The 19,258-nt window shown below is 71.7% G+C and carries 17 protein-coding genes; 5 read left to right on the top strand and 12 right to left on the bottom strand.

What is annotated here, in order from left to right; all coding sequences use genetic code 11:
• The first annotated feature begins 7 nt into the window (after positions 1 to 7).
• Positions 8 to 406: a hypothetical protein gene (locus AC6JBM_RS09190; RefSeq protein ID WP_497983165.1), complete on the top strand. Its 399-nt coding sequence runs from the start codon at positions 8 to 10 to the stop codon at positions 404 to 406.
• Positions 407 to 588: 182 nt separating this feature from the next.
• On the opposite strand, the gene AC6JBM_RS09185 is transcribed toward AC6JBM_RS09190, so the two are convergent.
• Together AC6JBM_RS09185 and AC6JBM_RS09180 are read right to left on the bottom strand one after the other, a co-directional pair.
• Positions 589 to 1,035 (bottom strand): tetratricopeptide repeat protein, encoded by a 447-nt coding sequence (locus AC6JBM_RS09185; protein WP_497983164.1) that lies wholly within the window; start codon positions 1,033 to 1,035, stop codon positions 589 to 591.
• Between the two features lie 9 nt (positions 1,036 to 1,044).
• A complete protein-coding gene (locus AC6JBM_RS09180; protein WP_497983163.1) occupies positions 1,045 to 1,578 on the bottom strand; it encodes a CGNR zinc finger domain-containing protein in 534 nt (177 codons plus the stop codon).
• Between the two features lie 129 nt (positions 1,579 to 1,707).
• Between AC6JBM_RS09180 and AC6JBM_RS09175 the strand changes: the two genes are divergently transcribed.
• Positions 1,708 to 3,264 (top strand): aminotransferase class I/II-fold pyridoxal phosphate-dependent enzyme, encoded by a 1,557-nt coding sequence (locus tag AC6JBM_RS09175; RefSeq protein WP_497983162.1) that lies wholly within the window; start codon positions 1,708 to 1,710, stop codon positions 3,262 to 3,264.
• Between the two features lie 68 nt (positions 3,265 to 3,332).
• Here AC6JBM_RS09175 and AC6JBM_RS09170 read toward each other — a convergent pair whose 3' ends face one another.
• Positions 3,333 to 3,770, bottom strand: a complete 438-nt coding sequence (locus AC6JBM_RS09170) for a GNAT family N-acetyltransferase (protein WP_497983161.1) — start codon at positions 3,768 to 3,770, stop codon at positions 3,333 to 3,335.
• Between the two features lie 32 nt (positions 3,771 to 3,802).
• Here AC6JBM_RS09170 and AC6JBM_RS09165 point away from each other — a divergent pair, with 32 nt between their 5' ends.
• Positions 3,803 to 4,084: a hypothetical protein gene (locus tag AC6JBM_RS09165; RefSeq protein ID WP_497983160.1), complete on the top strand. Its 282-nt coding sequence runs from the start codon at positions 3,803 to 3,805 to the stop codon at positions 4,082 to 4,084.
• Here the strand turns inward: AC6JBM_RS09165 and trxA are convergent.
• Together trxA and AC6JBM_RS09155 are read right to left on the bottom strand one after the other, a co-directional pair.
• On the bottom strand, positions 4,081 to 4,512 hold the full coding sequence (trxA, locus tag AC6JBM_RS09160; protein WP_497983159.1) for a thioredoxin: 432 nt from the start codon (positions 4,510 to 4,512) through the stop codon (positions 4,081 to 4,083). The two genes, AC6JBM_RS09165 and trxA, sit on opposite strands and share 4 nt — an antisense overlap.
• A gap of 69 nt (positions 4,513 to 4,581) precedes the next feature.
• Positions 4,582 to 5,691: a hypothetical protein gene (locus AC6JBM_RS09155; RefSeq protein ID WP_497983158.1), complete on the bottom strand. Its 1,110-nt coding sequence runs from the start codon at positions 5,689 to 5,691 to the stop codon at positions 4,582 to 4,584.
• A 125-nt stretch (positions 5,692 to 5,816) separates the two neighbouring features.
• Here AC6JBM_RS09155 and lexA point away from each other — a divergent pair, with 125 nt between their 5' ends.
• Both lexA and AC6JBM_RS09145 read left to right on the top strand, forming a co-directional pair.
• Positions 5,817 to 6,428 carry a transcriptional repressor LexA gene (gene lexA / locus AC6JBM_RS09150; RefSeq protein ID WP_350622384.1) on the top strand — a complete coding sequence of 204 codons (612 nt, stop codon included), beginning with the start codon at positions 5,817 to 5,819 and terminating at the stop codon, positions 6,426 to 6,428.
• 102 nt (positions 6,429 to 6,530) lie between these two features.
• Entirely contained in the window at positions 6,531 to 7,412 is an 882-nt protein-coding gene (locus tag AC6JBM_RS09145; RefSeq protein WP_497983157.1) for an AMIN-like domain-containing (lipo)protein, read from the top strand.
• Between the two features lie 48 nt (positions 7,413 to 7,460).
• Here the strand turns inward: AC6JBM_RS09145 and AC6JBM_RS09140 are convergent, their stop codons facing one another.
• The 7 genes from AC6JBM_RS09140 to AC6JBM_RS09110 form a co-directional block, all read right to left on the bottom strand.
• Entirely contained in the window at positions 7,461 to 9,896 is a 2,436-nt protein-coding gene (locus AC6JBM_RS09140; protein WP_497983156.1) for a glycoside hydrolase family 127 protein, read from the bottom strand.
• An 18-nt stretch (positions 9,897 to 9,914) separates the two neighbouring features.
• Positions 9,915 to 10,694 carry a carbohydrate ABC transporter permease gene (locus AC6JBM_RS09135; protein ID WP_350622390.1) on the bottom strand — a complete coding sequence of 260 codons (780 nt, stop codon included), beginning with the start codon at positions 10,692 to 10,694 and terminating at the stop codon, positions 9,915 to 9,917.
• Between the two features lies 1 nt (position 10,695).
• Complete coding sequence (locus tag AC6JBM_RS09130) at positions 10,696 to 11,619, bottom strand: carbohydrate ABC transporter permease (protein ID WP_497983155.1); 924 nt, start codon at positions 11,617 to 11,619, stop codon at positions 10,696 to 10,698.
• Positions 11,620 to 11,627: 8 nt separating this feature from the next.
• Entirely contained in the window at positions 11,628 to 12,893 is a 1,266-nt protein-coding gene (locus tag AC6JBM_RS09125) for an ABC transporter substrate-binding protein (protein ID WP_497983154.1), read from the bottom strand.
• A gap of 41 nt (positions 12,894 to 12,934) precedes the next feature.
• On the bottom strand, positions 12,935 to 13,963 hold the full coding sequence (locus AC6JBM_RS09120) for a LacI family DNA-binding transcriptional regulator (RefSeq protein WP_497983153.1): 1,029 nt from the start codon (positions 13,961 to 13,963) through the stop codon (positions 12,935 to 12,937).
• Between the two features lie 19 nt (positions 13,964 to 13,982).
• The gene (locus AC6JBM_RS09115; protein WP_497983152.1) at positions 13,983 to 17,240 is read right to left on the bottom strand and encodes a discoidin domain-containing protein; all 3,258 of its coding nucleotides are present in this window, start codon (positions 17,238 to 17,240) and stop codon (positions 13,983 to 13,985) included.
• A gap of 64 nt (positions 17,241 to 17,304) precedes the next feature.
• Positions 17,305 to 19,116, bottom strand: coding sequence for a glycoside hydrolase family 127 protein (locus AC6JBM_RS09110; protein WP_497983151.1), 1,812 nt, complete (start codon positions 19,114 to 19,116; stop codon positions 17,305 to 17,307).
• Between the last annotated feature and the right edge of the window lie 142 nt (positions 19,117 to 19,258).

Here is a 19,258-nt window from a genome sequence, read left to right as displayed (position 1 = left end):
TGCCGGCATGGTTCTCGGGATCCTCGTCGGCGCGATGATCGGGCTCGGGGCGCTGTTTCTGGCGCAGGATCGGGCGCGGGAGGCGCAGGCGTTCCCCGGGTGTTTCCAGCGGGCCGCGTTCGATGCGTTCGTCCAGGGGCTGCCGGCGCCGCGCGGCGGGGAGGACCTGTTCGAACCGGTCACGGTGCCCAACCTGATCGGAGCGTGCAAGATCGGCAGTGCGTACGCCGTCGACGGCGGCTACATCTTCTACGCCGGCGAATACGAGACGCTGCTGGGCTTCGACGATGTCGGCTGGGGGTACTTCCCCGGCGGCTTCGGCACCGGGCTTGGCAACGGCGCCTGGGAGGGGCCGCGGTTCCGGATGCTCGACGGACCCTGGTACACCTGGTCCGCGAGCTGGTAAGTCCGCTCAGCACCAGAGGCGTACGCGTTCTGGTGAACGTCCTGGTCTACGTTCCCGGTCTGCCGTCCGGCGGGGTTCACGCTGTTGGGATGGCGGAACCTGTGCGTGCCCGTCGGCTCAGTGATGACGAGGGCCGGCGACTCCAGATCGTGCGGCGCGGGACCGGGTCGCCGATCCGAGCACTAGTGTTCGGCGGCGGCGTCGCCCCGCTTGAGGCCGGCGATCAGCCTGGCGCACGCGAGCCACTTGCCCGCGCGGGCCAGGCGGGTGGCCTCGTCGTGCGCCTCGGCCTGGCGGTTCGTCCTGGCGAGGATGAAGCCCAGCGCCCCATAGGCGCGCAGCTCGCCGTCGGCGATCGCGGTCCGGGTCTCGTGGATCGCCTCGTCCACACGGCCCTGATCGAGCAGCAGCCGCGCCAGCCGGGCACGGACGTGGGTCTCGCCGGCCGCCACGGACGCGCGATAGACCTCGAGGGCCTCGCCGGGGCGGCCGTGCCGCTCCAGCAGCTCGCCTAGGGGCCAGGACGACGCCGCCCGCTCGCCGAGCACCGCGCGGAGCTCCGCGACGGCCTCGTCGACCCGGCCCGCTTCGGCCAGGCGGTCGGCGCGGTCGAGGAGGTCGTCGGTCACGCCGTGACTCTAGGCGTTCGCGGCGCGGCGGGCGCGGTACGACGCGGCCTTCACGCGGTTGCCGCACTCCTCCATGCCGCACCAGGTGCGGTTGCCCGCGCGCGAGCGGTCCACGAACAGGCGGGTGCAGTCCTCGCCCGCGCACTCGCGGATCGGCGGGCGGGACTCCAGCAGGGTCAGGGCCGCGCCCGCGATCGCGGCGGCCAGGGCGGACGCGTCGCCGGTGCGGCGCACGCCGTCGGAGGTCAGGGACGGGCGGGGGCCGGGGTGGGCCGCGGCCCGGTTCAGCACGCGCACGTCGGACGGGCGGGGCGGGGCCGCGTCCGGGTGCAGCAGCCGGTAGACGGACTCACGCAGGGTGAGCAGGTCGCGCAGGTCCTCGGGGCCGACGCGCGGCGGGCGGGTCAGCACGCCCGCCTCGACGGACCAGCGAGCCAGGTCGGCGCCGGTCGGCAGCAGCTCGTCGGGGTCGGGGCGGCGGCGCCACTTGCGGGTCGCGGCGAAGTCCAGCGCGAGGTCGCCGCTCACGAACACGAAGCTCACGTCACCACCTTGACAGGGTCGCGGCGAAGTCCAGGGCCAGGTCGCCGCTCACGAACACAAAAGCTCACGTCACCACCTTGACAGGTGATGACAGGTCGGCGCAAGCTTCCCCCGTCACCGGCTCAGACGGTGACGCAGGAGAAGGGGGCGGCCGTGATCACCGTCGGGGAATATCTGGGCGCGACCGGGCGGGCGCTCGACGGCATGGCCGGGATCGTGGCCGGGCTCGGGGACGAGCTGGCCAACGTGCGGCCGCCCGTGCAGGGGGCCAGCTCGCCGTACGCGCTGCTGACGCACTGTCTCGGCGTGGTCGGGTACTGGGCCGGCGGGCTCGTCGCCGGGCGGGTCGTCGAGCGGGACCGCGAGGCCGAGTTCACCAGCTCGGGGCCGGTCGCGCCGCTGCTCGAACGGGTCCGGCAGGCCCGGGAACAGCTCGCGGCCGACGTGCGCGGCGCCGACTTCGCGGGGCCGTTGCGCACGACGCCGGACCCGGACTTTCTCGGGCCCGCCGGGATCGCGACGCAGGGGGCGGCGCTGCTGCACGTGTACGAGGAGCTGGCGCAGCACCACGGGCAGATGGAGATCCTGCGCGACCTGCTGCGGCCCAAGGAGGGCATCCGGCGCGGCACCGGGGTCAAGTGGGGCGCGGTCGGGCCGGACACGATCGGGGCCTGGGTCGCGGACATGGATCTCGGCGTGGCGCCGGCCGTCCGGCACGCCCTGCTCGACGCCGTGGACCGCGAGGACTTCGGGTATCCGCACTGGCCCGGCGGCGACCCGGTGCCGGCCGCGTTCGAGGCGTGGATGGCCGAGCGGCACGGGTGGGAGCCCAGCGCCGGGCACACCCGCGTCTTCACCGACGTGCTGCAGATCCTGCAGGTCGTGATCGAGCAGACCACCCGGCCCGGCGACGGGGTGGCGATCCACGTGCCGGCCTATCCCCCGTTCCTGGCCGCGATCCGGCGCAGCGGGCGGCGGATCGTCCCCATCGGACGGTCCCCGATGGACGGTGTACGGCTCCTGGTGCTCGTCAACCCGCAGAACCCGAGCGGGCGGGTGTTCCGGCGCGCGGAGCTGGAGGCGCTGCTGGAGCTGGCCGAGCGGCACGACCTGCCGGTGCTGGCGGACGAGATCCACGCCGACCTGGTGTACGCCCCGCACCGGCACATCCCGTTCGCGTCGCTCGGTTCGCGGGCGGCCCGCCGTACCATCACCGCCACCTCGGCGACGAAGGCCTTCAACCTCGCCGGGCTGCGCTGCGCGGTCGCGCACGTGGGGCCGGCGGACCTGCGCGCGAGGCTGGACGCGATGCCGCCGGACATCTTCGGCACCCCGAGCACGCTCGGCCGCCTCGCGACGGTGGCCGCGTGGCGCGACGGCGCCGGCTGGCTGGAGGGGCTGCGGGCCACGCTCACCGCGAACCGGGCCGCGATCGGCGCCTGGGCGACCGGGATGCCGCTGCGGTACCGCGAGCCGGAGGGCACCTACCTCGCCTGGCTCGGCGGCCTGCGGGGGCCCGAGCCGGCGGCCCGGCTGGAGCGGACCGCTCTGGTGCGGCTCAGCGAGGGGGCGGAGTTCTCCGAGGGGACCGACGTGGAGACCGGCGACTGCGTGCGCCTGAACTTCGCGACCAGCCCCGCGGTGCTGGCCGAGATCCTCCGGCGCCTCACCCCGCGGCTTGGCTAGGGGGAGCGTCCAGTGCGGTGCCGTGCCCTGGACGCTCCCGCACGTGACACTGTACGGTTACCCGCCGGTCAGCGCAGCACCCGGCTCATCCACACGGAGTCCTCGGCCGCGAACCCGTGCCGCGCGTAGAAGCCGCGGACGCGCTCGTTGTGCGCCTCGGTCTCCAGGAACATGACCGCGGCGCCCGCCTCGGCCGCGGCCGCGACCACCCGCCGCAGCAGGTGCGCCCCGGTGCCGTTGCCGCGCTCGCGCACGTAGATCTCGTCGAGCAGCGCCTCGCGGCCGCCCGACTCGAGGCTCCACCCCCACGTGACGACGGCGTACCCGGCCGCCTCCGCGGCCAGCCACACCTGGCCGTGCTCGTCGTCGCGCAGCAGCGGCACGAGCGCGCGGGTGACCCGCGCCTCGTCGAAGTCATGCCCGTCCTCGGCGCAGAACTCCACCACGAGCGGGAGGATCGCCGGGAGGTCGGCGGGCTCGGCGCGGTACACCCGGATGTCGGCCACGGCGGCCAGACTACGCGTGGGAGACTCGTCCGGTGCCCGCACCACTGATCGTGGCCCTGGTCATCGCCTTCGCGTACGCGGGGCTGATCGCCGCGCACGCCCGGCTCATCCGCCGCGACCGGCGCCACGGCGCCTACGAGCCGCGGGCCGCGCTCTGGCTCGCGTCCCGGTTCGGCCCGCTGCCGCCGCCGCGCTCCCCCGACGCCCTCGACCGTCTCGAGGCCGAGGCGATCGAGCGGCTGCTGCGCGGGGAGCTCGAGCCGGCGGCGTACCGCGCGACGATGGCCGACGTCGCCGCCCGCGCCGCCCGCTAGCCGCCCTGGAGGGCGCCCTCGATCCAGGAGCGCAGGGCGGCCGCCGAGGCGGCCCCGGCCTGGCGCGCGATCACCGTGCCGTCCCGCACGATCAGCAGCGTCGGGACCGCGCGCACGTCGAAGCGGCGCTGCAGGCCGGGCGCGTCGTCGATGTTGACCTTCACGAGCTTGACGGCGCCGGCCAGCTCGCCCGCGACCTGCTCCAGGGCCGGGCCGACCATCCGGCACGGGCCGCACCACGGCGCCCACAGGTCCACCAGAACCGGGGTCGAGGAGCGCTCGGCCACCTCGCCGAAGTCGGCCTCGCCGGCGTCGACGATCCACGGCACCGCCGCGCGGCACTTGCCGCACACCGGCTTCCCGCTCGCCGCGGCGGGCACGCGGTTGCGCTGCCCGCACTGGACACAGGACACGATCCGCGAACTCATGCCGAGTACGACGCCGCGGTGCGCCCGGGCATTCCCGGCCGGCGTGCGTCCGGGGTGAGTACGGCCGGGTCAGAGGCGCGCGGGGTCGACGCTCAGGGCCACCCCGCGGCGCGCGATCGCGGCGGTCAGGGCCGACGCGATGCCAAGGGGCTGGCCCATCGAGCGCAGGCGGGCCAGCTCGCGCAGGGCCGGCACGGTGCTGAACCGCTCCAGGGCGTGAATGCCCGCGTGCGCGATCATCTGGCTGCGGGGGCCGTGGCCGGGGACCTTCTCCGCGCAGTGCTGGACCAGCCGGCCCACGGCCGCGGTGTCGTCGTCGTGCGGCGGGGTCACGGCGAGCAGGTACAGCAGCCCGCGCAGGGCCCGCGCGTTGTACGCGTCCGGGATCTCGTTCGGGTCCCAACGATCGTCGAGCGGGCGCAGCGCGATGGTGCGGGGGTGCGGGACGAGGGCGAACCAGCCGCGGATCAGGGCACGGGTCTCGTCGCCGCCGAGCTCGGGCAGCAGCGCGCGGGCCCGCCGGGTCCAGCGCGACGCGGGCTTGGCGCCGGACGCGGCGAGGGCGTGGGCGAGCAGCGCCGGGCCGGGCGTCGCGGCGTTCGCGGCCTCGGCCCACGGCTCGCCGACGTTGAGCCGTCCGGCGGCGCGGTCGAGCCAGGGCTGGATCGGGGCGCGGTACCAGGCCGGCCAGTGCTTGTCGCCCTCGTGGGCGGTGCGCCGCATGACCGCGAGCAGCGCGGGCGGGCACTCGCCGGTCTCGCGCTCGGCGACGGCGGCCAGCACGGCGAGGGTCTCGGGGGCGGCGGCGACCCGGGTGGAGGCGGCGTCGATGAGGTACCGGCCGGCCCGCCAGGACACCGCGTCGGCCGGGAGGCCCTCCAGCAGGTGCAGCAGCAGCGCCTCGGGCGGGGCCGGGGCGCGCTCGATCAGGCGCAGGATCAGGGCGCAGCGGCGGCCGTCGGGCAGAGCCTGCAGTGCCTGCAGCGCCTGCAGTTCCTTCAAGGCCTGCGGCTCCGTGCGCACCTCGGCGCCGTCGTAGCGCCAGACGTCGCCGTTGACCGCCGCGAGCTCGACCAGCTCGCCGGTGAGGCCGTCGTCGTCGCCCGCCTCGACCAGGCCGTGGATGCGGGCGACGCGGTGCGGATACGAGTCCCGGGACGCCAGGGGCCTGTCGAGCATGGCGGCAAGCATAAGCCTCGTAAGCGTCGATGTACTGGGCCGAACAGCGCCGAACCGTCCCACTGTCGGATCAAATTTGGTTACGTTTCGTACATCTGATCGAAGCTCTACGGTATCGTGCTGACATGACGAGCCCGCGCCAGCAGAGCATCCTGACGGTGATCCGCGAGTCGATCGAGAAGCGTGGCTATCCGCCGACGGTGCGGGAGATCGGCGCGGCGATCGGGCTCGGGTCGCCGTCCTCCGTCGCCCACCACCTCAAGGCGATGGAGAAGAGCGGGCTCATCCGCCGCGACGCGCACGGGCCGCGGGCGGTCGACATCCGCGGGCCCTACGACGGCGCCGGGCGCGGGGCCGACCCGGGCGTGCCGGTGCCGCTGGTCGGCACGATCGCCGCCGGTGGGCCGATCCTGGCCGAGCAGCAGGTGCCCGACGACGAGCTGACGCTGCCGACGACGCTGGTCGGGCACGGCACGCTCTTCGCCCTCAACGTCAAGGGCGACTCGATGATCGAGGCGGCGATCTGCGACGGCGACATCGTGGTCGTGCGCCAGCAGCAGGTGGCCGAGAACGGCGACATCGTCGCGGCGATGCTCGACGGCGAGGCGACCGTGAAGGCCTACCGCAACCGCGACGGGCACGTGGAGCTCGTGCCGCGCAACCCGGCCTACCAGGTCATCCCCGGCGACGACGCCACGATCCTCGGCAAGGTCGTGGCCGTCCTGCGCCGCGTCTGAACAAGCAGGACAAGCCGCGTCTGAACAAGCAGGACAACCGGCCGGCATGATCCGGCGTCTTGTGTGCACCCACATCCCCCGAGAGGGAAAGGAGCACACGCCATGCGCCGATCACTGCTCGCCGCGGCGGCCTGCGCCGGGCTGGTGGTGGCCCTGCCGGTCGCCGCCCAGGCCGCGGACCTGCCCGCCCCGACGAGCACCTCCCCCATCGCCGGCGACCCGTCCGGCTCCGGCCGACCGGTGCTGACCGGCATCCGCACCGGACGGCACGACGAGTACGACCGCACCGTCTTCGACTTCAGCGGCGGCACGCCCGGCTGGCGGGTCGCGTACGCCCCGCTGGTCGAGCAGGGCCGCGGGAACACCATCCCCGTCGCGGGCGCGGCGACCCTGCTCGTCGTGTTCACCGACGCGGGCACGCCGGCGGTCGACCTCGGCACCGTGTACGACGTGAACCTGCCCACGCTGCGGCAGATCAAGTCCGGCGGCTTCTTCGAGGGCCGCGCGAGCTTCGGCCTCGGCGTGCGCGACCGGACCGGGTTCCGGGTGCTGGTGCTGCACGGGCCCGATCGCATCGCCGTGGACGTGGCCCACCAGCCCACCCAGGCGTTCACCGCCGAGCCGTTCTCCCACACCGGCGACGCCTCCGGCACCGTCGTGCGGGCCGTGCGGGCGGGCGGCCACCCCGGCTACGACCGGATCGTCTTCGACCTGGCCGGGACCGGATGGCCGACGCTGGAGGCGGCGTACCTCGGCTCCGGCCCGACGATCCGGGTCCGCTTCACCGGCACCGAGCGCGCCGCGGGCGTCCCGGCGGCGATCACGTTCGGCCGGCCCGCGCTGCGATCGGTCACCGTCGGCCGGGACGGCGCGACGACTACCCCGGACATCATGACCGCGGACATCACGACGGCGTACGCGCGGGGCTTCCGGGTGATGCTCCTGGACAGCCCGGCCCGCGTGGTCGTGGACGTCGCCTCCTGATGTGCACGGCCCCCGCCCGGCAGGACGGGGGGCCGTGGTCCGAATGCCTCAGTTCCCGGCGGAGAAGAAGCCGGAGACCTCCGACGCCGACAGGGCGCGACTGTAGAGCCGGACGCTGTCGATGGCGCCCTTGAGGTACGGGTCGGCGTACTGCGAGCGGCCGAGCCAGTTCTGCGTGGTGTTGCCCAGGCTCGACGGGCTCAGGGTCATGGCGGTGTTGCGGGCGACCTCGGCGCCGTTGACGTACAGGATGCCGAGGTTGCCGCTGCGGGTCACGGCGACGTGGGTCCAGGCGCCGGCCGGCAGGGCCGCGGGGGCGTCGATGCGCTGCTCGCCGCCGGAGCCGCCGGTGGTGATGGCGAATCGGGCGGTGCCGCTGCCCGACTGCGGGGTGAGGAACATGTTGACGCCGGTGCCGGTGCCGAAGTCGAAGACCCGGGTCCAGGCGGCGAGGGTGTCGACGCGGACCCACAGCGCGATGGAGAACGCGGTGGCGCCGTTGAGGATCCCGGCCGGCAGCGACACGTATCCGTTGGTGCCGTTGAGGCTCACGGCGGAGCCGGTGCGGCCGGTGACATAGCTGGTGCCGGACAGCGTCGCCGTTTTGCCGTTGCCGGTGGCGTCGGCGGGGCTGTTGTCGAAGGGGTAGTGGGCGACGAACGCGGGCAGGGTCTGGCCGCCGGTGACGGACCAGTAGACCGAGTACCGCTGGCCGTGCACCTTGTAGAAGGGCTGGAGGGTCACGCCGTTCGCGGTGTACTGCAGCGGCGTGCTCGTCGCCGTGAGCGTCGCGGGGTCGAGCACGGGCAGGGCGGAGAGGTTGCTGGAGCCGAACAGCCCGCCGAGCACGATCGGGCCGACCTTCACGGCCTGCACGGTGCTGTTGTCGTTGGCGGACTCGCGGGTCAGGGCCATCGGCAGCGTCACGTTCACGACGTCGCCGGAGGCCCAGGTGCGGCTGATGGTGGCGTAGGTGCCGGGCTGCGGCGCGGCCTGGGCCGTGCCGTTCACCGTGATCGCGGCGCCGGTGGCCCAGGCCGGGATGCGCACCTTGACCGTGAACGTTCCCGCGCCGGTCACGGTGAGCTTGGTGGCGCCCGCGTCCGGGAACGTGGTGTCCTGGCGGACGGTGACGCCGCGGGCGGACCAGGTCAGCACGGACGGGATGAACAGATTGACGTACAGCGTGCTGCCGCCGTCGTGGAAGTAGATGGAGTCGCCGTACTTGGTGTTGCTCTCCATCCCGGTGCCGTGGCAGCACACGAAGCTGTTGTAGTCGTTGCTGTACGTCTTGATGCCGCCCGCCCGCAGGGGCACGTAGTAGCACTGGAACCCGTGCGCGGAGTTCGGGTCCTGGGAGGCGAGCGTGTGGTTGTAGAGCGCCTTCTCGTAGAAGTCCATGTAGTCGGCGCGGGCGGGGTTGGTGAGGAACAGCTGGCGGGTGAGCTTGAGCATGTTGTAGGTGTTGCAGCACTCCGCGGTCGTGTCCGACAGCTCGCTGGCGATGCGGTCGGGGGCCTTGAAGTACTCGCCGTTGGAGTTGCCGCCGATCGCGTACGTGTGGTGCCGGGTGACGATGTCCCAGAAGTTCACGGCGATGTCGCGGTAGCGGGTCGTGCCGGTGGCGTGGTACTCGCGGATCGCCCCGATGATCTTCGGGATCTGGGTGTTGGCGTGGTAGTTGTTCAGCGCGTCGGTGTTGCTCGCCAGCGGGTCGAAGATCTCGGCGTGGTCGAACTGCTGGGCGGCGGCGAGGTGGTTGGCGTCGCCGGTGAGCTGGTACAGGTTGGTGAGCACCTCGTTCATGCCGCCGAACTCGGTGTCGAGCATGTTCTGGCGCTGGGTCTGCGTCAGCCGGTCGTTGCGGAACTTGACCCAGGACGCCATGCCGGTCAGCACGGTGAGCGCCTGCGCGTTGCCCGCGAGCAGGTGCATGTCGAGCAGCCCGGCCATGATCTTGTGCAGGGTGTAGTACGGCGCCCAGACGGACTGCCGCGCCTCGACCCGGTCGATGAAGCTCTCCGGGAACGCGCTGAGGTAGCCGGTGTTGAAGCCCGCTGTGGCGGCGCGGGCCTGGCACTGGGCGAGCACGGTCACGAGCGCGTCGCCCTTGGTCTTGAACGCGGTGTTGCCCGAGCTTGCGTACGCCTGGGCGAGGGCGCTGAGCAGGTGGCCGGTCGAGTGCCCGCGCAGCTCGGTGGTCGGGGACTCCCAGCCGCCACAGGCGGTGGCGCCGGAGCTGAGCCCGACGTTGAGCCGGAACGTGTGCAGCATCCGGTCGTTGTCGAGGAACAGCAGGTAGGACTGCGTGCGTGCGGTGTTGGCGGTGAACGGGCTGGACACCAGTTGGACCGCGGACAGTGGGAAGGCGTAGGCCGAGACTCCGGTGTCCGGCCTGGACGCCGCCTGGGCCAGACCAGGCTTCACCAGTGCGATGGCGGTCGCACCGGCCGAGGCCGCGAGGATGGTGCGGCGGGTGGGCATAGCTCCTCCAAGACCAGGTCAGCCGCGCAGCGCCCCCGACATGAAGCCGCGGACGTAGCTGCGCTGCAGGATGAGGAACAGCACCAGACAAGGCACCGCCATGAACGTGACGCCGGCCTCCAATGCGGCGTAGTCGATGGCTCCGAACGTGGCGGTGCGCATGTTCACCACGGCGAGCATCATGGTGAACTTGTCGGTCGAATTGAGCAGGATCAGTGGGGCGAAGAACTCGCTCCACGAGGTGAGAAAGGCGAAGAGCCCGACGGTGATGAGGCCCGGCTGCACCGCGGGCAGCATGATGCGGGTCAGGGCGCGGAAGCTGCCGCAGCCGTCGAGCAGCGCGGCCTCCTCGAGCTCCTTGGGCACCGCCTCGAACGAGTTGCGCATCATGAACACCGAGAACGGCAGCTGGAACATGATGAGTACCAGGCTGAGCCCGATGATCGAGTCCTGCAGGCCGATCCAGCCCAGCAGGACGTACAGCGCGATGAGAATGGTCGCGTAGGGCACCATGAGGATCGCGAGCGTGAGCAGGAACAACGCGTTCTTGCCCGGGAACTCGAAGCGGCCGAAGGCGTAGCCGCCGAGGGTGCTCACGAGCAGTGTCCCGCCGACGGTGAGCAGGCTGACCGCGATGGAGTTGAACACGTGCTCGGCATGGATGCCGTTGTCGGAGGTGAACAGCCGCGCGTAGTTCTCCAGCCCGAACCCGCTCTTCGTGCGCACGGAGGCGAACGCGCTCCAGGCGAGCGGGAACAGGAACAGGATCGCCAGGGCGGCGCCGGTGAGCCGTCGCATGTCAGCCCCTTCTGCGCAGCATGCCGAGCTGCACCACGTTGAACACGATGAGGACGAAGAGGAGCACGACCGAGATCGCCGCGGCCGAGCCGAGGTCGAGCTCGATGAACGCCTTGCGGTAGATGACCATCACCAGCGAGGTGGTGCTGTTGTCGGGGCCACCGCGGGTGAGGATCCAGAACTGGTCGAAGGCGAGCAGCGAGCCGGTAACCATCAGGGTGAGCACGAGCGCGAGGGTGGGGCGCATCAGCGGCACGGTGATCCGGCGGAACGTCTGCCAGCGGCCGGCGCCGTCGAGGCGGGCGGCCTCGTACACCTCGACCGGGATCGACTGCAGCCCGGTGAGCAGGATGAGCATGTTGAAGCCGGCGAAGCGCCACAGCACGAGCCCGACCGCGGAGCCCAGGGCGGTGTCGGGGCTGCCGCTGGTGAACGACACGTAGCCGTCGACGATCCCCAGCGAGCGCAGGATGTCGTTGACCGGCCCGATCTCGTCGCTGAGCATGCCCAGGAACAGCAGCGAGGCGCTGGCGAAGCCGACCGCGGCGGGGATGAAGTACGCGGTGCGCAGCAGGCCGATGCCGCGGCCGGGGTGTTGCACGAGCAGTGCCAGCCCGAACGACAGCGCGAAGAGCAGGACCGTGACCACGACGGTGTACTTGAGCGTGAACCAGGCCGCGGTGGCGAGCAGCTCGTCGTCGGCCATGCCGGCGTAGTTCTCCGGCGCGTTGATCTCCGGTGCGCCGAGCAGCGGCCAGTGGTGCAGCGACATGTACGCGACCAGGCCCAGCGGGACGAGGAAGAACAGGCCGACCATGAACGCGGTGGGTGCGGCGTAGAGCGCGCCCACCCAGCGGCGGGCGCGCCGGCGGGGCCGGGCGGCCGGCGGGGTGACCGCCGGCCGCTCGTCGAGGAGCAGGGTCATCGTGTCTCTTATTTCTTCAGCGAGGCCGTCAGCGCGGTGGCGCCGTCGTCGAGGGACTTCTTCGCGTCGCCGTACAGCGCGCCGCGGAAGGCGGTCACCCACGGGCTCTGGGGGTCGTTGTAGGTGGCGTTGAAGTTCTTGGCGTAGGGGGTCTTGCCCTTGCCCATCAGGCTGTTGATCTTCACGACGCGGGGGTCGGCGGAGGAGTACTTGTTCTCCGCCAGGTCGGTGCGCACCGGCACGCCCTTGCCCTTGGCGATGACCTCGACCTGGGCCTCGTCGCCGAGGGTCCAGGACAGGAAGTCCCACGCCTCGGTGGCGTGCTTGGTGGTGGCGCCGATGCCGATCGCGTCGCCGCCGACGAAGGTCGACTCGCCGCCGTTGAGGCCGCTGATCGGGGCCACGCCGAGCTTGAAGCTGGCCTTCTCCTCGATCAGGCCGAGCCACGCGGCCGGGCCGGGGGCGATGCCGATCTTGCCGCTCTGCAGGGCGCCGAGCCAGGTCGGGCCGGCCTCGTCCTTGGACGCGGGGGCGGCCACGCCCTCCTCGTAGAGCTTGCGGTACAGCGCGAAGACGTCCGACATCTCCTTGCCGTTGATGCTGCTGGTGGTGCCGTCCTCGTTCATGACGTCGCCGCCCGCGGCCCACACCGACGGCCACAGGGTGAACACGTTGCAGCCGCCGCAGTTGCCGCCGAAGTAGGTGCCGTTGATGTCCCCGCCGAGCTTGTCCACGGCGCGGGCGTCGTCGGCGAACTCCTGCAGCGTCGTCGGCGGCTTCTCCGGGTCGAGGCCGGCCTTGGTGAACAGGTCCTTGTTGTAGAGCATCACCGACATGTCGATGGTGTGCGGGACCGCGTAGACCTTCTTGTTCCAGGTGCCGTTGCGCACGTGCGCGGGGGCGACCTTGTCCTTGAACGGCAGCGCGTTGAACTTGTCGGTGATGTCGGTCCACAGGCCCTGGGAGGCGTACTGCGGCGCGAAGACGACGTCCGAGGCGAACAGGTCCGGCAGGGCCTTGGCGCCCGCGGCGGAGGCGAGCTTGGCCGGGTACTCCTCGTTCGGGTACGCGGTGACCTGGACCTGGTTCTTGTGCGTGGCGTTGTACGCGGCCGCGTAGGCCTTCGACTGGGTCTCGGTGGCGGCGCGCGTCCAGAGGGTGAGCGTTGCCCCACTGTCCGCAGTGGCCGGGGTGTCGGCCGCCTTGTCCTCGCCGCACGCGGCGGCGCCGAGCACTAACGTCGCAGCGACGATGCTGCCCATCCAGCGTTTCACGATCATTCCTTCCCTAGGCCATTCATTGTTTGTGAGCGTTCTCAAGAAGCAAGGGGTGTCGCGGTGGAACTGCGCACGATCAGGCTCGGCGCCGAGCGGAACTGCTCGCCGCCGCGGGAGCCTGTCGAGATCTGGTCGACGAGCAGGGCCAGGCTGTGCCGGCCCAGCTCGGCGAAGTCCTGCCGCACGGTGGTCAGCGGCGGCAGGAGGTAGGGCGCCTCGGGCACGTCGTCGAAGCCCACGACGCTGACGTCGCGGGGCACCTGGCGACCGGCCTCATGCAGGGCGCGCAGCACCCCGATCGCCATCTGGTCGTTGGCGCAGAACACGGCGGTCACCTCGGGCTGCTGGGCGAGGGTGAGCCCGGCGGCGTACCCGGCCGCCGCGCTCCAGTCCCCGGCCAGCGGCGCGGGGGCCGGGCGCCCCGCGTCCTCCAGCGCGGCCCGCCACCCGGCCTGCCGCTCGCGGGCCTCCGGCCAGTTGGCCGGGCCGGCGACGTGGTGCACCGTGCGGTGCCCCAGCTGCAGCAGGTGCCGGGTGGCCAGGGCCGCGCCGGCGGCGTTGTCGATCGCGACCATCGGCACGTCGGCCTCCTCGCCGTCGACGCCGACGATGCCGAGCCCGACGATCGGCACGTCGAGCGGCTCCTGGCGCAGCGCCGTCCAGGCCGCCGCGACCGGCGTGAGCGTCACGATGCCCTCGACGGCCTGCTCGCGCAGGCGCCGGATGGCGTCGCGGACCTGTGGCACATCGGGCTCCCGGGCGCTGGCGATGCTGACGAAGTAGCCGGCCTCCCGGGCCGCCCGCTCGATGGCATGCACCATGAACGAGGGCCCGAAGAGGGTGGTGTCGAACGTGACGAGGCCGACCGTCTGGCTCCGGTTGGTGGCCAGGGTCCGGGCCGCGACGTTGGGCTGGTAGTCCAGCGCCCGCATCGCGGCCAGCACCCTGGCCCGGGTCTCCGACCGGACGTTGGGGTGGTCGTTGACCACCCGCGAGACGGTCTGGTGGGAGACCCCGGCGAGGTGGGCGACGTCCCGCATCGCCGGTGGTCTCCGCACGGTGTGCATGATCAGCGCCGCACCTTCATCAACCCAGCGCCTTGACCTCGAGCAGCCCCAGGGAGGCGGTGCCCGTCGCGGTCAGCGAGACCCGCAGCCGGGTCGTGGAGACCCCGGTGAAGGTGACGGTGTTGTACGCGTTCTTCGTCAGCGTGTACGAGCTCGCGCCCGGCACGTCGACGTAGGCGGAGCCGTTCCAGTACTGCAGCTTCCACGCCGAGGGCATGTCGATGCCGCCCTCGTCGTCGAAGAAGTACACCTGCGCCTTGTTGACCGACTGCGCCGTCGACCACTGCAGCTCGGCGGTCTGGGTGCCGGTCTGCGGCCAGGTGCCCCAGCGGGAACCGTCGTTCGCGGCGCCGATGTTCGAGCTCGCCGGCTCGTCACCGTTGTTGATCGCGGCGCAGCTCTCCCACGAGGACGTGAAGGAGCACACCGGGGTCGCGCTCAGGGCGAGGTTGGTCACCGGGGGCGGCTGGGTGCCGCCGCGGTTGTAGACCTTCACCTCGGTGAGCCCGGTCTTGGCCCCGGAGGCGTTGGTGGCCAGCACCCGGACCCGCTGGGCGCTCACCGCCGGGAACGTGACGAGGTTGTAGTTGCCCCTCGGGGTGCTCGGGTTCTTCGCCTGGCTGGCGACGCTGACCCAGGTGCTGCCGTTGTAGTACTGGATGTCGTACGACGACGGCGCCCGGTACGTGGCCGAGGCCGGGCGGCTGTCCTTGAAGTACAGCCGGACCTCGTTGAACGTGCGGGCCTGGCCGAAGTTGACCTCGTACCAGTCCTGGGCGTTCGGCGACCCGCCGGCGCCCCAGAAGGGCTCGTTGGTCGGGTAGCCGTCGACCGCGCCGCCGGTGGACGAGCCGGAGCCGGTGTAGGACGCGGAGACGGTCGCCCCGGCGGCGAGGTTGGTCGGCGCGCTGGTGGCGTCGTCCACGCCGGCCTTGGCCATGATGTCCACGACCCGGCTGTCGGTCTGCACGACCTGGGTGGGCGCCTGCAGTCCGGCGTAGGCCTGGCTGTAGGCGACCGTGCCGGTGGTGGTGACCGTGCCGGTGGCGGGGTCCCAGGTGAACGGCACGAGCGAGTTGACGGTGGCCACCCGCGTGCCGTTGATGAAGATGGAGTACCCCTGGGGCACGCCCGGGTAGCGGGTCACGCCGTCGGCCGGGTCGTCCCACACGATGGTCAGGTCGGCGTTGCGGTACCGCAGGTTGTTGACGGTGAAGTGGTCCCACCCGATGTTGATCGGGGACAGCTCGACCTTGGCGTCGTTGCGCGGCCGCAGCCCGGCGACGTCCTCGATGACGGTCCAGTTGCTGCTGCCCAGGATGTTGTGGTGGATCCACGAGCGGTACGTGATCGACGAGCCGTTCCAGTTCGCCCAGAACTCGTTGGCGTCGGGGTAGGCGACGTTGCCGTTGACGTACTGCGCCCAGGCGTTCCAGTACAGCAGCTTCTTGTACCAGTCGTTGGTGAGGTACGTGGTCGGGTAGTTGCGCAGGGCCGAGCTCAGCAGCCGGAACTGCACCGTGGAGTTGATGGTCGAGAAGTTGTTGCTGCCGGTGCCCGAGGCCGCCTTGTCCGCCTGGTTGGCGGTGTAGAAGGGGAAGATCGGGTACTGCGCCGGGTCGTCGAACAGCCGCAGCGCCTGCTTGTACTGCGTGGTGTTCGGGATGGCGCCCACCGCGAACGGGTAGTAGATGTTGATCTCTTTCCAGGGGTTGAACGCCCCGTCGGAGGCCATCCGGTTCTCGAACAGGTTGTGGCTGGGGTTCCACAGCACGCTGACGATCGCGTTGCCGATCTGGTCGGCGAGCGCGTTCATCTCGTTCGCCTTGGCCGTGTTGCCCACCGCCGCGTACGCCTGGGCCGCCGCCCGGGCCCCGCTGTACTGGTAGGCCGCCTCGCCGCGGTCCATCTTGCCGGCCCGCCAGTGGAAGGACACCGCGTCGGCGTCGTTGCCGGTGAGCGCGCCCCAGTCGTACTCGATGAGCTTGTTGTTGTTGCTGTCGTACGTCGCGAGCTGGCCCTTGACGTCGCCCTCGGCGTACTTCGCGAGGTTGGCCGCGAGCGCCGGCTGGCCGCCGTGGATCTGGTAGCTGCGCCAGGCCGCCTCGGCGATGTACTGGGTGTAGCTGTTCGACCAGTTCTCCGGGTCGCCGGGGTTGTCGACGAACCGGCCGTTCTTGGACACCTGCCCGACGGAGAGCCAGTCGCCGTACGCGTACAGCGGCGTGCGCAGGTACTTCAGGTCGTCGATGTGCATGGGCTGGGTCAGCGCGATGGCGTTGTTGTAGCCGAGCGCGCCCTCGACGGAGGTCGGGAACTGGTACGTCTGCCCGGGCATGTTCGCGTCGAGGTTGTTGAACCGCATGAGCCACCAGCGGTAGAAGTAGTTCTTCGTCAGCGCCGGCTCGGGCGAGTCGAAGAACGGGATGTTGTCCGCCCACCACTTGTTGTAGGCGCGCACGTGGGTGGCGAAGGCGGTCGCGTTGTCGTAGCCGGCGTACGCCGAGTACTCCGTCGAGGACTCCGGGAGCTCGGCGGCGATGAAGCCCATGACGACCTTCGCCGTGGCGGTGGCGCCGGCCGCGATGGTGATCGACCGGTTCAGCCCGCCGGAGGAGACGCTGAACCCGTCGCCGGAGAGCTTGGTCGTGAGCGTGGTGAGGCCGTTCTTGACCCCGGTCGAGCCGGTCAGCTCGTTGCCGCTGCCGCTGGTCGCGTAGGGCGAGACGGCCCGCAGCGAGATCGTGGTCGACGCGGTGCCGTTGTTCTTGATGGACAGGTTCGTCACCGCGACGTTGTTGTTGGTGATGAACTTCTGCTGCGTGATCGCGACCGAGCCGCTGCTGAACACGCTCTTGGCGTAGGAGGGCGCCTGGAAGCGCTGCGAGGGCTGCTCGGTGAACGTGCCGGGGCTCGCCGTGATCGAGTACGCGTTCGCGTCGCTGATGCTCTCCCAGTAGGCCACGTGCCCGGCGAATCCGAGCACGCCGGGGTTGTACGTCTTCATGAACACCGCCCGGCCGCGGGTCATGAGGATGGCGCCGTCGGCGTCGGCGGGGTCGCTGGCGCCGCTGCGGCCGAGCATGCGGTCGACCCAGAAGTCGGTGCCGCCGCTCTCCGCGTTGTAGATCGTCTGCATCATGTTGCCGGTGGTGTAGCCGACCGGCGCGGCCGGGACCGAGCCGGTGAACGTGGGGTAGCCGATGGTCTGGGCCGCTGCCGCCGGCGTGGCGGTCGTGACGGCAACGGCGCCGGACGCGGTCAGTGCGGTCGTCAACGCGAGTGCCAGCCTGGATTTCCAGCGGGGGTGTGGCATCGCGTCACCTCCAATGCGGTCGGTGTTACGACGGTGTGGTGGGCAGCCAGACCCGCATGGTGGACGGGCCGCGGCGGGCCCAGCGGTGGTACGGCACGAGCGGCACGACGATCGGCTCGGGGCGCTCGGTCGTCGTGGTGCGGTCGCGGTACGGCCAGGCGTGCTCGACCGGCCGGATGGCGCGTCCCTTCACCGCGCCGGACTCGGGGGCGACCGCCGTGTCGACCTGCAGCTCGTCGAGGTTGACGCCGTCTTCCTGGTCGATCGACTCGGCGCACATGACGACCGGGCCGACCTCGACGGCGGCACACCCGCGCACGGCGTCGACGCGCGGGTCGGGGAACGTCCAGCGGGGGCGCACGGGCAGGTCGAGGCGGATCTGCTCGCCGGCGGCGAAGACCCGCCGCTCGGTGTGCCGCCCGCCGCCGGCCCATCCGGGCACGCGCAGGGTGATGGTGCGCTCCCCCGCCGGGGCTTGCAGGACGGTGACGGTGACGGCGCCGTCCTCGGGGTAGGCGGTGGCGACCTCGAGGCGTAAGCCGGCGGCCTCGATGGTCATCGGGGCGTACTGGTGGATCTGGACACCCTCGTCGTCCTCGGTGACGAAGTAGGTGCCCAGGGACGCGACGAGCCGGGCGACGTTGTTGAGGCAGCACGACACCTCGAACCAGGGCGCGCGCTGGCCGCCGCCGAAGCGCAGCTGCTCGTGCTCGGCCGGGGGCACCTCGGCGCGGGTGCGCTGGTGCAGGGTGTGCGCGTAGAAGAAGGCGCGGCCGTCGTCGGCGACCGCGGCCGCGACGACGTTGTGCAGCACCCGGTCGACGATGTCGCCGTAGCGGATGTCGCCGGTGGCGAGCAGGAGCCGGTGGGCGAGCATGACGGTGGCCACGCCGGCGCAGGTCTCGGAGTAGGCGCGGTCCGGCGGGAGGGCGAAGTCGTCGCCGAAGGCCTCGTCGAGGTGGCGCGAGCCCATGCCGCCGGTGATGTAGGTGCGCCGGGCGAGGGTCCGGTCGAACTGCCGGACGATGGCCGCGAGCAGCTCCTCGTCGCCGGTCTCCACCGCCACGTCGACGGCGCCGCAGGCCAGGTAGAGCGCGCGGACCGCGTGGCCGCCGAACACCTCGGCGTCGCGGATCGGGGTGTCGTCCTGGAAGTACCGCCACCCGAACTCGTGCTCGGGCAGGCTGCGGTGCCCGCGCCGGTCGATGAAGGCCGCGGCCATCTCGAGGTACCGGCGCTCGCCGGTGAGCCGGTACAGCTCGACGAGCCCGGGCTCGACCTCGGGGTGGCCGTCGAAGCCCTCCGCCGCGAAACGTTCACAGACGTGGTCGGCGACCCGGCGGGCGACCGGCAGCAGCCCGGGGGCGGCGCCGGTGCGGGCGCCGGCCACGGCGGCCTGCAGCAGGTGCCCGGCGCAGTAGAGGTCGTGGCCGAAGTTGAGGTCGCCGTAGCGCTCCGGCTGCCCCGGCCGCCCGTAGGCGGTGTGCAGGTAGCCGTCGGCGTCCTGGGCCCCGGCGATCAGCTCGGTGAGCTCGGCCAGCAGCGCGGTGTGGTCGGTGCCGCCGGGCCGGGCGGACTCCCAGCTCGCGGCCTCGGCGAGCTTGTAGACCTCGGAGTCGGAGAACTCGCGGCCGCGGCGGCGCAGCGCGGCCTCGGGGTCGCGGAAGTTGCCCGTCCAGCCGAGCCGGTCCAGCCAGAACTTCGAGTGCTCGATGGTGGCGGTGCCGTTGACCGCCTGGCGCTGTCCCCAGAACCCGCCGGTGAGCCGCACCTGGTGCGTTCCGACGGGCCGCAGCGCCCCGCGCGCGGGCGCGACAGGTCCCGGATGGACTGTCACGGCCACCACCTTTCTCGACAATCTCGAAAACCTTTTCGGGAATGGTGGCAGCAGGTTACAGACCTGTCAACGGTCTATTTCCCGTGCTCGCATCTGTGTGACAGTTGTGACGACGTCCACTCGTTCGCTATAGTCTTCGAAA

It is taken from the genome of Dactylosporangium thailandense (assembly GCF_059739745.1).
This window is presented reverse-complemented; position numbering and strand designations above follow the sequence as displayed.